Genomic DNA, 12,898 nt, shown 5'->3' on the forward strand with positions numbered 1-12,898 from the left:
GGAGCGCCATCGAAAAGATGGCGCCGCCAGGGTCAGGTCCGCGACAGAGAAAGCTGTGTGAGAGAAGGAGGCAGTGCGAACAGGCGCCCCGTCAGGGCCGCCATTGATGGTGCGCGCGGCAAACGTTCGCGAATACGAGAAGAGGGGATGTGACGGCGGAAGGTCCGCGTGACGATGAGCACCAAGAAGCAGCAGATGATACCCAAGAGGCACCCGGCAACACCGATCATGATGTCGTTTGCTGTGTCCCCGGTCACGAATTGTTCGGCGGTCGCGCCGGCAACGCTTTCACCCGAACCCGCCGAGACATGGCCAGTCGAAGGCGTCCCTAGTGCGGATGAGGATGTCGTGCTCAGATATGGAGTCGCATCCGTCGCGTCACGGTGGCCGCCCGGCCATGCTCCGACAACGAGAAGAAGAGCCAGTCCGAGGGCTGTAATGATCTTCGTTATCAAGAATTTGTCGGCGCGGCTGGCGCAGTTGCGAGTGCGACCGTGGACGACCATGACCTCAGGATGCTACCAGCCCCACCAATCAAGATTCCTTGCGAACCCGTGAGCCACGCGCCCGTTCTACCGGCGAAACGAGGAAGTCTTAGGACGTCCGCTGAGCCAGCCCATCGCCCATTCAACTGGGCCAGTTCCGACGAAGCGCCACCACAGCCAACCCACCACGATCATGCCCGGAACGATCACCAGCCAGCCCAAGTAGAAGTTCTCGGCAGGGGGGCCATACGCGTTACTCCAGAGCGCGATGAGGCCGCCGTGCAGCAAGTACAGGGACAACGCCACCCGACCGCACGCGCACAGGGGAACAAAAGGGGTCTGCTGCTCGGCGCGCAGCTCGTCGGCACCCGCGGTGCGGAGATCTCCAAGCGCGTCGACACCTACGCCACGGCTCTGCACCACGGCATGACCGTCGCAACGATGAGTGACCTCGACCTCTCCTGCACGCCCCCGCTCGGCTCCCCATGGGACGCCGTGCAGCTCGCAACGCAGGCATGGGAGCGCCAAACTCGGACGAGCACTTTGGTGTAAGTAACCCCTGGGATCGGCTACCTCAGCCCAAGTCGTTGCTGCGATCCGAACCCGGGAAAGATTGTGACCGTTCGGGGCGGCCTAGCGGGGCAGCGCAGTGAGTCCGCTCTGATCGAAGACCAAGATGTCGCCGCCGTTCGTGATGGTGATCGCTTGTGCGGAGCCGTGGGTTGTGCCGGCGGGAACCCACTCCGCGCCTGATGCGGGTCTGACCCAGATCTGTCCGCCGTTGCCGACACCGACGAGGCGCTTGCTATCGGGTGAAGCGGCGAGGAGGTAGAGCAGCGGTGCATCGTTCACGGTGGTGAACGTGGCGCCCTCATCCGCGCTGACTTGCAGCCCGTCGGGTGTGGCGGCGAACAGTTGCCCTGCGGCGTCGATGGCGAGGTTGACCGCGACGACTTCCCCGGCGGGCGACCATGTCTGTCCGGTGTCGTCGCTGCGGAGCAGTTCGATGGAGTCTGACGCAAGCCCGTACAGGCTCTCGTCCGGGCCGGCGGCGAGAGCGTGGAAGTCCTTCTCTCCGGTGAGCGAGACCGGTGACCAGGATCGGGCGCTGTCGTCGCTTCGGATGATTCCGAGGTTGGGGGAACCGAGTTCGGGGGCAGTCGTTCGCCCGGGGTGTCCAGACGCGATGAGGGTATCCCCGATGGCGGTGAGGCCCATCGCGTCAAAGTCGGTGTTCTGGACGCGGTCGCCAATTTCGCCGTCAAGCGTGGCCGTGTAGATCCCGTCGTGGGCGCCCAGTAGGTAGCCGTCTCCTGAGGGGTCAGGCACGATCGCGTGGACGTGTTCGATGGTGGTGGCGTGGTCGTGTCCGGTGGTCGGCTCGGCAGGTGCTGTGCACCCGGCGAGCACGATGCTGGCCGCGATTGTCGTAGCGATCGTGAGTGCTCCGCGACGTCGCAGGCGGGAAGTAGGCAGGGTGAAGTTCTTGAGGGTTCGCATGATGGTGTCCGCAAACAGATCTATGGGTGGGGTGCGGGAGTCCCGCACCCCACCCGTGGATCACGGAGTTGCGAGGATCTCCTTCATGGTGGCGATCTCTTCCGTTTGCGTGTCGATGATGGTCTCGGCCAGTGCGACGGCGTCGCTGTTCTGACCGTTGTCGACTTCGTCTTGCGCCATGTCGACGGCACCCTCGTGGTGCTGGATCATCTGCTCGAGGAACAGACGCCCCGCATCGGGACCGGCGGCATCTTCGAGGGCCTGCATGTCCTCTTCGGACATCATGCCGCTGCCGTGATCCATGCCCTCCATGCTGTCCATCTCCGCGCCCCAGTCTTCGAGCCACTGGTCCATCTGCTGGATCTCGGGCTCCTGAGCGGCTTTGATTTCTTCGGCGAGAGAGACGACGCGCTCGTCAACGCCGTCCTTGCTGAGGAGGACGTCGGACATCTCGATGGCCTGTGCGTGGTGTTCCTTCATCATGCTGGCGAACATGATGTCGGCGTCATTCGCATCTGCTGTCTCTGCGGGCGCGGACGAGCTGCCGCCGTGGTCCATGCCTTCCATGCCGTTGTCGGATCCGGTGGTTCCCGCGCAGCCGGCGAGGGCGAGCAGTGCGGTGAGGGTGAGTGCGGCGATCGCCGCGGGTCGAATCTTCATGAGGGTTCTCCAAGGGTCAGTGATGGGGCCCGGCGGCTGCCGGTGCCCGAGGGTGCGTTGCCCGCCAGAGCGGGCTAGCGCGTGATCACGTGCGACTGATGCAGAGAACCGTGAGAGATGGAGGCGGGGGAAGGGCGTGAGCGCGGGCGGGCCCGCGTGTTGTCGCGGGCGCGCGGGTCGCAACCAAGAGGGTGTGCCGCCAGCCGAGCCCGATCCGCCTGAGAAGGATGGTGGCCACCAGGAGCGCGAGGACGCACGCCATCCACGTCATCGAATCTCCGGCCCCACACGTCGCGCATCCCGCCTCCTGTGTCGGCGCGGCTGGCACGAGGGCGGTCGCGGAGGCGTCGGGGTGATGGGCGGATACTTCGGCCTGAGTGCTGACGGTGACGGTGTCATGGTGACCGGCGGCCGTCGCATGCGAGTTGAAGGAGTGCATCGCCAGTAGGCCGGCGATAATGCCCACGGCGATCGCGAGGACGGCCAGGACGGTGTGGGTGAGCGTGCGCGGTCCGCGCACCTGTTGTGAGACCTTGATCAGCGACATACTCACCTCCCGTTCGCCCCAGCCTACCTCCGTCGACCTAACTGTTTCTCGCTACTTACCGGCCACGGCGTCCGGGCGCAGATCCAGTCGGCGCAGCAGCTGCGCGTTGAGCGCGACGACGATGGTTGACAGGGACATCAGCAGCGCGCCCACGGACATCGGGAGCACGAACCCGATCGGGGCGAGCACTCCGGCGGCGAGGGGGACGGAGAGCAGGTTGTAGCCGGCGGCCCACCAGAGGTTCTGCTTCATCTTCCGGTAGCTGGCCCGCGACAGTTCGATCACCGAGAGCACCGACCGGGGGTCGTCGCTGGCGAGGATGACGCCCGCGGACGCGATCGCAACATCCGTCCCGGCGCCGATGGCGATGCCGACGTCGGCCTGCGCGAGCGCGGGGGCGTCGTTGACACCGTCTCCGACCATCGCGACCTTGCGCCCTTCGCCTTGCAGCTCTTTCACCTTCGAGGCCTTGTCTTCGGGTCGGACCCCGGCGAAGTACCGGTCGATGCCGAGCTCGCCCGCGACGGAGGCTGCGACCGCGTCGGCGTCACCGGTGATCATGACCACCTGCACGCCACGCTCGTGGAGGGCCTCGACGGCGTGACGCGACTCCGAGCGGATCTCATCCGCCAAGCGCAGGGCACCCGCGACCTGTCCGTCGACGAGCACGTGGAGGATGATCGCACCCTCACGGCGCCACTCGTCGGCGACCGGTAGCTCGGAGGCGTGTTCCTGCTCGAGCATGTACGGGCCACCGACCTGCACCACGCGCCCATCGACACGTGCACGGACCCCGACCGCCGGGGACGATTCGAAATCGGCTGACGAGGGGACCGTGAGGGTCTTCTCTTTCGCCGCGTTGACGATCGCGCGGGCGAGGGGGTGTTCGGAGTCTGCTTCCGCGGCCGCGGCCCAGGCCAGCAGCTGGTCAGGGTCGGTCCCGGAGACGGGGTCGATCGCGGTCACGGCGGGGGTGCCCTTGGTGAGCGTGCCGGTCTTGTCGAACAGGACGGTGTCGACGGTGCGCATGCTCTCCAGCGCGAGACGGTCCTTGATCAGCACGCCTCCGCGAGCGGCACGCTCGGTGGCGATCGACACGACGAGCGGGATCGCCAGACCGAGCGCGTGCGGGCAGGCGATCACCAGCACGGTGATCGTGCGGATCACGGCGGCGTCGGGCATGCCGACGATCGTCCAGACGATGGCGGTGATCGCGGCGGCGCCGAGCGCGAACCAGAACAGCCACCCGGCGGCCTTGTCTGCGAGCCGCTGCGCGCGCGAGGATGAATTCTGCGCTTCGGTCACCAGCTTTTGGATCCCCGCGAGAGCGGTGTCGTCGCCGATCGCGGTGATCTCGACCCGCACCCCGGAATCGGTGGCGACGGTGCCGGCGATGACCTGGTCGCCGTCGCTGCGGCGCACGGGCCGGGACTCGCCGGTGATCATCGACTCGTCCATGCTGGCCGAGCCCTGCACGATCCTCCCGTCAGCGGGCACCCGCCCGCCTGGGCGCACCACCACCACGTCACCCACCAGCAGATCGGACGGGGCGACCGTCACGGTCGTGTCGCCTTCGATCTTTTCCGCCTCGTCGGGCAGCAGTGCAGCGAGGGAATCCAGTGCTGAGGTGGTCTGTGCGAGGGAGCGCATCTCGATCCAGTGGCCGAGCAGCATGATCACGATCAGCAGCGCCAGCTCCCACCAGAAGTCCAGCTCATGATGGAGGAGGCCGAGGCTCGCGCCCCAGGATGCGAGGAACGCGACCGTGATCGCGAGGGCGATCAGGAGCATCATTCCGGGCTTGCGGGCACGAAGTTCACTCACCGCGCCGGTGAGGAACGGGGCCCCACCCCAGATGTACATGACCGTCCCGAGAACCGGGGACACCCACCCAACCCAGGCGGCTTCCGGCAACGGGTACCCGAGCAGCATCGAGAACATCCCCGAGAACCCGACAACCGGGACCGCAAGGACCAGCATGATCCAGAACAACCGCCGGAACTGGCCCACGTGATCGCCGTGGCCCGCGTGACCGCCGTGGCCCGCGTGACCTTGAGGAGCGCCGTGGTCGTGGCTCATCGCCGCGTGGTCATGCTGCGCCGTCGGCGCGGTGCCGGGATTCTCGTGTGCGATGTGATGGGTGTGCTCGTCGTGCTGGCTCATCAGAACTCCTTGTTCGATGCGCCCGGGGTCGAGCCGGGTGCGGACGGATAAGTGAATCAGGCCTGGCTGGTCGCGAGGCTGTAACCGGCCTCTTCGACCGCAGCCCTCACGGCAGCGGGATCGACAGGGGCTGCGCTGTGGATCGTCACGCGGGACGAGCCGCCGGCGTTCAGGTCGACAGCGACGAACGCGACACCGTCAAGCGCGCTCAGTTCCTCACTGACGCTCGACACACAGTGCGAGCACGTCATTCCCGTGACCAGTACCTCTTCCGAGACCGGGGCCGCCACAGGAGTGGATGCCTCGATGTTCGATGGGGCTGCGCAGCATGCGCAACCAGCGTTTGCGTCCTTCAGTCCGAGTTCGATGCGGTCAGTCATAGTGAATTTCTCCAGATCGTTAGACGTGTGGTTATGAACGGACCAGGCGAGCGATGGCGTCGTTAGCTTCGCGGACCTTCTCCGCCGCAACCTCGCCACCCTCAGCGCTTGCCTGAGCGACGCAATGGCTCAGATGGTCACCCAGGAGCGACAAGGCCACCGTTTCGAGCGCCTTCGTGGCCGCAGCGACCTGCGTCAGGATGTCGATGCAGTACTTGTCCTCATCGACCATCCGCGAGATACCTCGCACCTGACCCTCAACCCGACTCAATCGCTTGCGCAGATCCGCCTTGTTGTCGGTGTAACCGTTCATACCCACAACATACCCCCTGGGGGTATGTAACTCAACAGGCACCGGCCTATTCCCGAACGACAGCCTCCGGCTGCAGTTTCGAGGGACGATCGCTATCGAGCGCCCGGCGGCATGCGGCGTCGTCCACCACAGCAGGATCGCGCACCTCACGACTGGTTGACGCGGCGACGAACAGAACGCCATAACATTCGATCGAATTGATAACCAGTCAGCGGTCACTGTATAGTTCAGTGCATGCTGACCATTGCTTCCCGTCTTGATGTGATGAACCGACTCGGCCGGGCCATGGCTGATCCGACCCGTTCCCGGATCTTAATGACGTTGCTCGACGGACCGAGCTATCCCGCTGTGCTCTCGCGCGAACTGGAGCTGACGCGCTCGAACGTGTCGAACCACCTCACCTGCCTGCGCGATTGCGGCATCGTCGTTGCCGAGCCGGAGGGCCGTCAGACCCGATACGAAATCGCCGACCCGCACCTAGCTGCTGCCCTCGTCGCACTGGTGGACGTGACGCTGGCTGTCGACGTGCACGCCCCGTGCGTGGACTCGGCGTGCACGGTGGCGGGCTGCTGCGGAGCGGGGGCTGGCGCGTGAGCGAGGCGTGTGGTTGCGAGCATGAGCCTGCCGCCACGGCGGGAGAGGAACACGAAGAGGCTGAGCGGCCCTGGTGGAAAGACCGCGGGATCATGGTGCCGATCTTCTCGGGTGTCGCGTTCCTGGGGGGTCTGATCCTCGAGTGGTCCGGCTTAGAGATCCCGGCGTTGGTGCTGTTCTGGGTCGGACTACTGCTGGGCGCGTCGACGTTCACGCCGGGCGCGATCCGGAAACTATTCAAGGGCAAGCTCGGCATCGGGTTGCTGATGACGATCAGCGCGATCGGCGCAGTCATCCTCGGGTACGTGGAGGAGGCTGCAGCTCTGGCGTTCTTGTACTCGATCGCTGAGGCGCTCGAGGACAAGGCGATGGACCGCGCCCGCGGCGGGCTAAGGGCACTGCTGAAGCTCGTGCCGGAGACAGCGACGGTGCTGCAGGGCGGTGTCTCCGCGCAGGTACCGGCGAGAGAGTTGACGGTTGGCCAGGTCATGGTGGTCCGCCCGGGTGAGCGGATCGCGACCGATGGGATCGTCCGATCCGGGCGCTCCAGCCTGGACACATCGGCGATCACCGGGGAGTCGATCCCGGTCGAGGTCGAGCCTGGCGATGTTGTGTCGGCCGGTGCGATCAACAGTGCCGGCGCGCTGGAGGTTGAGGCGACGGCTGCGGGCACCGATAACTCGCTCACGACGATCGTGGAGCTGGTCGAGAAAGCGCAGACCGACAAGGGCGAGCGTGCCCGTCTGGCGGACAGGATCGCCCGCCCACTGGTGCCCGGCGTTCTGATCCTCGCGGCGCTCGTCGCGATCATCGGTTCGCTGCTGGGTGACCCGGAGGTGTGGATCACCCGCGCGCTCGTCGTGCTGGTCGCGGCGTCTCCGTGTGCGCTGGCGATCTCGGTCCCGCTGACGGTCGTCGCTGCGATCGGCGCCGCGAGCAAGTTCGGTGTGATCATCAAGTCCGGCGCCGTTTTCGAGCGCTTCGGTACGGTCCGGCACGTCGCCGTCGACAAGACCGGAACCCTTACCCGCAACGAACCCGTGGTCACCGCCGTACTCACCGCGAACGGTGTAACCGAGGTCCAGGCGTTGGCGTGGGCGGCTGCGCTGGAGCAGCACAGCACACATCCTCTTGCCTCAGCGATCACCGCCGCAGCTCCGGGGACACCGGCAGCTGCAGATGTGACCGAGCAGGCCGGCCATGGTATTGACGGCACCGTCGACGGATCGAGAATCACCGTCGGCAGTCCCCGCTGGCTGGACGCCGGCGACCTCGTTGAGCGGGTCGCAACGCTGGAAGAGCAGGGCATGACCGTCGTCATCGTGCACCGAGACGGGTCACCGGTCGCCGCGATCGGCGTCCGCGACGAGCTGCGCCCTGAAGTCCCCCAGGTAGTCCGGACACTCACCGGCCAGGGCGTCGGGGTGACGATGCTCACCGGCGACAACGCCCGGACCGCTCGTGCCCTGGCTGCGCAGGCCGGGATCAGCGATGTGCGCGCGGAGCTGCGCCCGGAGGACAAGGCGACCGCGATCGGGGAACTGTCGAAGGCGGGACCGGTCGCGATGATCGGCGATGGCATCAACGATGCCCCCGCCCTCGCGGGCGCAGACGTCGGCATCGCGATGGGCGCGACCGGCTCCGACGCAGCGATCGAATCCGCGGACGTGGCCTTCACCGGCCATGATCTACGCCTCATCCCGCGGGCGTTCGATCACGCCCGGCGCGGTCGACGGATCATCAACCAGAACATCATCCTGTCGCTGCTGATCATCACCGCCCTGCTCCCGCTCGCGCTCTTCGGCGTCCTGGGGCTCGCGGCTGTCGTCCTGGTCCACGAGGTCGCCGAGGTCATCGTGATCCTCAACGGCCTGCGGGCCGCCCGCACCCGCACGCCACGACTGGGACGCTGATGCTCGCCACCATTGGATCAGCGATCGGCCTGTTCGCGGCAACCAACATCGACGACATCGTCGTGCTCACCGTGCTTTTCCTCGCCTCCAGCCGAGGGAAACCCCGGCCGTGGCAGATCGTCGCAGGCCAGTACCTCGGGTTCATCACCCTCGTCGTCATCAGCGTGATCGCCGCGCTCGGCCTCACCATCGTCCCGGACGAATGGGTCGGCTTCCTTGGCCTGATCCCGCTCGGCATCGGCATCTGGACGCTCATTCGCGGCCTGCGCCGCAACGGCGATGACGATGACGACGACTCCAAGATCACCGCGGTCGGACTGTGGGGCGTCGCTGGTATCACGATCGCCAACGGGGCGGACAACATCTCCCTCTACACGCCGATCTTCCGCACCAGCACGCCCGGCGACGTCGCGATCATGATCGTCGTGTTCCTCATCCTCGTTGCCGTCTGGTGCGCGGCGGGCCGGCTCATCGGCACTAACAAGGCAGTCACCGAGGGGTTGGAGCGCGTCGAGCACTGGCTTGTACCGGCAGTTTTCATCGGTCTGGGCCTGTTCATCCTGATCGAATCCGGGGTCATCGTCCGTCTGATCGAGGTCCTCGCATGATCCCTTCCGAAACAGAAGCTCACCCGCCCGCTGTGCGCGAGCGGTCGTCGGCGCGGCGGTGGCAGCTCACTGGTGGAGCGCTCCTGATCGCCGTGATTGTCGTGTTGATTGATCAGGGAACGAAGGTGTGGGCTGAAGCGGCCCTCACTGAGCGTGAGCGCGTCCCCCTAATCGGTGACCTGTTGGGTTTGCAGCTCGCCTACAACCCCGGAGCGGCATTCTCCTTCGGGGAAGGCTTCACCTGGGTGTTCGCGCTGCTAGCCGTCGCCGCCACCGTCACAGCAATCGTGTTCGCGTTCCGAGTACAACGCCTGGGATGGGCAATCGTCATCGGCGCGCTCGGAGGAGCTGCCGCCTCACACGCAGGCGACCGCCTTTTCCGCGATCCGGGATTCGCCCGCGGACACGTCGTGGACTTTCTCGCCTACGGAAATTGGTTCATCGGGAACATCGCCGACATCGTGATCTTCGCCGCAGCGGTCACCGGAGCGCTCCTCATGATCCGCGCCGGCGATGAGGCCACAAAGTGAAACCGCTTTGAGAAGCGGGGACAACCCATCAACTCGCCCTCTACATCGGCGCTATTGCTCGGCGCGCAGCTCGTCGGCACCCGCGGTGCGGAAATTTCCAAGCGCATCGACACCTACGCGGCAGCGCTGCACCACAGCATGACGATCGCCGCAATGAGCGACCTCGACCTCTCCTACACGCCCCCGCTCGGCTCCCCCTGGGATGCCGTGCAGGTCGCAACACAGGCATGGGAGCGCGAAGTCCGGACAATCGCCGTGGTGTAGCTCGCCCGTGCGTGCGGCTTCTGAGTGTGGGGACTACGTAGGCGGGCGGTCACGTCGTAAGCGAAGCGCGACCCACAAACCGCATCGTCGACAGATGAACGCACCGTCGTCTCCGAGGGCGTGCAGCTTCCTTCGTGGTAGATGCCGGCCGCAGCACGTGCAGGCGACATCGAGCTCAGTCTCCATAGGCCCTCATTGCCTCTCGGATCTGTTCAACCGTTGGCATCCCGGCCAACCCAGCAGGTGTGCTGTAGATGCGGCAAGCCAACTCACTACTACGATCCGACCCCGGGAAGAGATCGTTTCCGTCCACCGTGATCGTCGGGGAGCCCGCAAATTGAACCCCGGCGGCGTCTTCCTCTGTTCGGATGAGTCGATAACGCAGGCTCAATCCGTCGTGGCCTGTTTCGCTAAGCGCCTCGGCAACACGACGACTGGCCTCAACCCAGCTAGGGCAATCAGCGATATGCAGCAGCTCAATCTCCACGACTCAATCATCCTCGATTCTCTGCTGATGTCGTGACCCATTTGTGGTGGAGGGCTATCACCGAAAACGATCGTTTCCGGCCGACGTACCGAGGTCGCCGGCCGATTGTGCGACACGCCGGTCGCGCACCTGCCGAAAACCCCTGCCCGAACCTGTTGCGCCGAAACGGCCCGCCCGACCCTTTAGGCAATGTGAAAGCGGCCGCGATTTCCGACAAGTTTCGTGAGACAACCGGCAGTTTCCGCAGCGCACCACTCACCCGTCTTTCCGGGGGTGCTCCGTCTCACCAACCGACAAGTTTCGTGAGATCGGACATGATCGCACGGCACCAACCCGGAGTTCCGCTTCGCAGGCGCTCCGAGACGACGCGGCGGCTTACGAAGCCGTCACGTGAGTCGCTCGCGGTCGACGAGGTGGGTGGCGAGCCGCTCGACGGCGCTCGCGAGCTCGGCCGGCTCGATGGCAGATACCGGAGCAGTGAGCGCTATCTCGGCGATCGTCATCGCGAGCCTTCCGAGATCTTCGCTGCGGATTCCGATGACGCAGTGCTCTGCGTGATCCTCCCGCAGAGTGTGGTCGGCCCACCGGAGGACGCCCTCGATCTCGGCGTACGGCATGTGGATGACGAGGGTCGCAGCGTGATCGCGGGCCGTGCGGCCGATCGATCTCGCGACGAACTCGGCGGCGTCTCCTCCGGGAACCGTTCGGGCCGGGAAACGAGTGCCGACGGGTCGCGGCGCCTGGATGCGGTCGAGTCGGAACGTTCTCCAGTCGCCACGATCTCGGTCCCACGCGACGAGATACCAGCGACGTCCGGCTGTGACGAGCTGATGCGGCTCGACGTGCCGCCTGCTGTGCTCTTCCCGGGTTCGCCGATAGTCGAACCGCACATGCTCGTGGTCGCGACATGCTGCGGCGAATACGCTCAGCGACTCCGGATGGATGACGTCGTCATCGACTACCCGCCCCAGGGAGGCGACACTCGAGTGCAGCGCCGACACCCGTCGACGAAGCCGGTGAGGCAGAAGCGCTTCGATCTTCGCCAGAGCGCGCAGTGATGTCTCCTCGATCCCACTGATGGCGGCTTCCGCGGCATAGCGCAAGCCGATCGCCACCGCGACGGCTTCCTCGTCGTCGAGGATCAGCGGCGGCACATGCGCTCCCGTCGCGAGCCGGTAGCCGCCGTACCTCCCCGAGGTGGAATCGACCGGGTAGCCGAGCTCGCGAAGGCGGTCGAGGTCTCGCCGCACCGTTCGTTCGGTCACCCCGAGCCGAGCCGCCAGTTCCGCACAGGGCCAGAAGCGGTTGGTCTGCAGAAGCGACAACAACTGCAGGGCTCTGCCCGTGGGATTGGTTCTCATGATCTCAGCCTGCCGAGGATGCAGGACATCAGGTGTCCAGAATGCTCCGTACGGTCCGAGTAGCCGCCGATCCAGACCCGCGATCGGTGCCGAACTCAGAGGAGCATCCATGAAGCTGTCCGACTTCCCCGACCCCAGCCTTATCCCGGTCAACGGCGTTGAACTCGAAGTCTTCGAGGCCGGGCGAGAGAATGCCGGGAACCCTGTCGTGCTGTGCCACGGATGGCCCGGGCATGCCTCCGTCTGGCGGCATCAGGTGCCAGCGCTCGTCGCTGCGGGGTACCACGTCATCGTCCCGAATCAGCGTGGCTACGGCAACTCCTCGCGGCCGGCTGACGTGACGGCCTACGACATCGGACACCTCTCGGGCGACCTCGTCGCACTTCTCGATCACTTCGGATACGACAGGGCGGTCTTCGTCGGTCACGACTGGGGCGCAAGCGTCGTCTGGGGGCTGACGCTGCTGCATCCCGACCGTGTGGACAAGGTGATCAATCTGAGCCTGCCCTATCAGGAACGTGGAGAGGTTCCGTGGATCGAACTCATGGAAGCCGTGCTCGGTGGTGACTTCTACTTCGTCCACTTCAATCGACAGCCTGGCGTCGCAGACGCCGTCTTCGATGAGAACACGTTCCCGTTCCTTCGCAACCTGTATCGGAAGAACGAACCCCCTCGGCAGCCTCAGCCGGGGATGGCGTTCATCGATCTCGCCCGAGCGGAGGTACCACTCGGCGATCCCGTCATGAGCGACGAGGAACTTGACGTTCTCGTCTCGGCTTTCGAAACCTCGGGATTCACGGGCGGCGTGAACTGGTACAGGAACCTCGACCGCAACTGGCACCTGCTCGCCGATGTGGACCCGATCATCCTCCACCCCGCACTCATGATCTACGGCGACAGAGACATGGTGCAGAAATCCGAAACCCTGGCGGACTTCGTGCCGAACGTCGACGTCCTCAGCCTCGACTGCGGGCACTGGATCCAGCAGGAAAAGCCCGCCGAACTCAACGAGGCGATCGTGAGTTGGCTGCGACGACAGGACGCGACGCGCTCCTCCGGGTCGTGGTCAGGGTCAGCATCCTGAGCGCCGGAA

The 12,898-nt window shown here is 65.6% G+C and carries 16 protein-coding genes; 7 read left to right on the top strand and 9 right to left on the bottom strand.

Annotated features, from left to right (window positions below):
* Nucleotides 1-32: 32 nt before the first annotated feature.
* Nucleotides 33-506 carry a hypothetical protein gene (locus ASC55_RS17525; RefSeq protein WP_127481847.1) on the bottom strand — a complete coding sequence of 158 codons (474 nt, stop codon included), beginning with the start codon at nt 504-506 and terminating at the stop codon, nt 33-35.
* A 258-nt stretch (nt 507-764) separates the two neighbouring features.
* On the opposite strand from ASC55_RS17525, the gene ASC55_RS14480 reads away from it, so the two are divergent.
* Nucleotides 765-1,037, top strand: coding sequence for a hypothetical protein (locus tag ASC55_RS14480; RefSeq protein WP_029259137.1), 273 nt, complete (start codon nt 765-767; stop codon nt 1,035-1,037).
* Between the two features lie 81 nt (nt 1,038-1,118).
* Here ASC55_RS14480 and ASC55_RS14485 read toward each other — a convergent pair whose 3' ends face one another.
* The 6 genes from ASC55_RS14485 to ASC55_RS14515 form a co-directional block, all read right to left on the bottom strand.
* Nucleotides 1,119-1,985 carry a F510_1955 family glycosylhydrolase gene (locus ASC55_RS14485; protein ID WP_045278977.1) on the bottom strand — a complete coding sequence of 289 codons (867 nt, stop codon included), beginning with the start codon at nt 1,983-1,985 and terminating at the stop codon, nt 1,119-1,121.
* Between the two features lie 60 nt (nt 1,986-2,045).
* Nucleotides 2,046-2,645, bottom strand: coding sequence for a DUF305 domain-containing protein (locus tag ASC55_RS14490; RefSeq protein WP_029259139.1), 600 nt, complete (start codon nt 2,643-2,645; stop codon nt 2,046-2,048).
* 85 nt (nt 2,646-2,730) lie between these two features.
* Nucleotides 2,731-3,192: a DUF6153 family protein gene (locus ASC55_RS14495; RefSeq protein WP_051671013.1), complete on the bottom strand. Its 462-nt coding sequence runs from the start codon at nt 3,190-3,192 to the stop codon at nt 2,731-2,733.
* A gap of 51 nt (nt 3,193-3,243) precedes the next feature.
* Nucleotides 3,244-5,355, bottom strand: a complete 2,112-nt coding sequence (locus tag ASC55_RS14500) for a heavy metal translocating P-type ATPase (protein ID WP_200935185.1) — start codon at nt 5,353-5,355, stop codon at nt 3,244-3,246.
* Nucleotides 5,356-5,411: 56 nt separating this feature from the next.
* Entirely contained in the window at nt 5,412-5,735 is a 324-nt protein-coding gene (locus ASC55_RS14510; RefSeq protein ID WP_055876979.1) for a heavy-metal-associated domain-containing protein, read from the bottom strand.
* Between the two features lie 31 nt (nt 5,736-5,766).
* Entirely contained in the window at nt 5,767-6,048 is a 282-nt protein-coding gene (locus ASC55_RS14515) for a metal-sensitive transcriptional regulator (RefSeq protein ID WP_029259144.1), read from the bottom strand.
* A 234-nt stretch (nt 6,049-6,282) separates the two neighbouring features.
* On the opposite strand from ASC55_RS14515, the gene cmtR reads away from it, so the two are divergent.
* From cmtR to ASC55_RS14540, 5 genes are all read left to right on the top strand, one after another.
* On the top strand, nt 6,283-6,642 hold the full coding sequence (gene cmtR, locus ASC55_RS14520) for a Cd(II)/Pb(II)-sensing metalloregulatory transcriptional regulator CmtR (RefSeq protein ID WP_029259145.1): 360 nt from the start codon (nt 6,283-6,285) through the stop codon (nt 6,640-6,642).
* The gene (locus tag ASC55_RS14525; RefSeq protein ID WP_036271584.1) at nt 6,639-8,555 is read left to right on the top strand and encodes a heavy metal translocating P-type ATPase; all 1,917 of its coding nucleotides are present in this window, start codon (nt 6,639-6,641) and stop codon (nt 8,553-8,555) included. Before cmtR ends, ASC55_RS14525 begins: the two co-directional genes overlap by 4 nt.
* Nucleotides 8,555-9,163 (top strand): cadmium resistance transporter, encoded by a 609-nt coding sequence (locus tag ASC55_RS14530; protein ID WP_029259147.1) that lies wholly within the window; start codon nt 8,555-8,557, stop codon nt 9,161-9,163. The genes ASC55_RS14525 and ASC55_RS14530 overlap by 1 nt, the downstream gene beginning before the upstream one ends.
* Before the next feature lie 92 nt (nt 9,164-9,255).
* Nucleotides 9,256-9,693: a signal peptidase II gene (locus ASC55_RS14535; protein ID WP_235563391.1), complete on the top strand. Its 438-nt coding sequence runs from the start codon at nt 9,256-9,258 to the stop codon at nt 9,691-9,693.
* 54 nt (nt 9,694-9,747) lie between these two features.
* On the top strand, nt 9,748-9,957 hold the full coding sequence (locus ASC55_RS14540) for a hypothetical protein (protein WP_029259149.1): 210 nt from the start codon (nt 9,748-9,750) through the stop codon (nt 9,955-9,957).
* A 175-nt stretch (nt 9,958-10,132) separates the two neighbouring features.
* On the opposite strand, the gene ASC55_RS17415 is transcribed toward ASC55_RS14540, so the two are convergent.
* Entirely contained in the window at nt 10,133-10,444 is a 312-nt protein-coding gene (locus ASC55_RS17415; protein WP_081860107.1) for a thioredoxin family protein, read from the bottom strand.
* Between the two features lie 386 nt (nt 10,445-10,830).
* Nucleotides 10,831-11,805, bottom strand: a complete 975-nt coding sequence (locus ASC55_RS14545) for a helix-turn-helix transcriptional regulator (RefSeq protein ID WP_055877896.1) — start codon at nt 11,803-11,805, stop codon at nt 10,831-10,833.
* A 109-nt stretch (nt 11,806-11,914) separates the two neighbouring features.
* Here ASC55_RS14545 and ASC55_RS14550 point away from each other — a divergent pair, with 109 nt between their 5' ends.
* Nucleotides 11,915-12,889, top strand: a complete 975-nt coding sequence (locus ASC55_RS14550) for an alpha/beta fold hydrolase (protein WP_055876982.1) — start codon at nt 11,915-11,917, stop codon at nt 12,887-12,889.
* The last annotated feature ends 9 nt before the right edge of the window (nt 12,890-12,898 follow it).

Origin of the sequence: Microbacterium sp. Root322 (genome assembly GCF_001425645.1) — a bacterium.
Classification (GTDB): Bacteria; Actinomycetota; Actinomycetes; order Actinomycetales; family Microbacteriaceae; genus Microbacterium; species Microbacterium maritypicum.

Bases quoted from the DNA above. Each gene is read 5' to 3' on its own strand.
- ASC55_RS17525 (WP_127481847.1), bottom strand. From the start codon at position 506: ATGGTCGTCCACGGTCGCACTCGCAACTGCGCCAGCCGCGCCGACAAA.
- ASC55_RS14485 (WP_045278977.1), bottom strand. From the start codon at position 1,985: ATGCGAACCCTCAAGAACTTCACCCTGCCTACTTCCCGCCTGCGACGT.
- ASC55_RS14490 (WP_029259139.1), bottom strand. From the start codon at position 2,645: ATGAAGATTCGACCCGCGGCGATCGCCGCACTCACCCTCACCGCACTG.
- ASC55_RS14495 (WP_051671013.1), bottom strand. From the start codon at position 3,192: ATGTCGCTGATCAAGGTCTCACAACAGGTGCGCGGACCGCGCACGCTC.
- ASC55_RS14500 (WP_200935185.1), bottom strand. From the start codon at position 5,355: ATGAGCCAGCACGACGAGCACACCCATCACATCGCACACGAGAATCCC.
- ASC55_RS14510 (WP_055876979.1), bottom strand. From the start codon at position 5,735: ATGACTGACCGCATCGAACTCGGACTGAAGGACGCAAACGCTGGTTGC.
- ASC55_RS14515 (WP_029259144.1), bottom strand. From the start codon at position 6,048: ATGAACGGTTACACCGACAACAAGGCGGATCTGCGCAAGCGATTGAGT.
- cmtR (WP_029259145.1), top strand. From the start codon at position 6,283: ATGCTGACCATTGCTTCCCGTCTTGATGTGATGAACCGACTCGGCCGG.
- ASC55_RS14530 (WP_029259147.1), top strand. From the start codon at position 8,555: ATGCTCGCCACCATTGGATCAGCGATCGGCCTGTTCGCGGCAACCAAC.
- ASC55_RS14545 (WP_055877896.1), bottom strand. From the start codon at position 11,805: ATGAGAACCAATCCCACGGGCAGAGCCCTGCAGTTGTTGTCGCTTCTG.
- ASC55_RS14550 (WP_055876982.1), top strand. From the start codon at position 11,915: ATGAAGCTGTCCGACTTCCCCGACCCCAGCCTTATCCCGGTCAACGGC.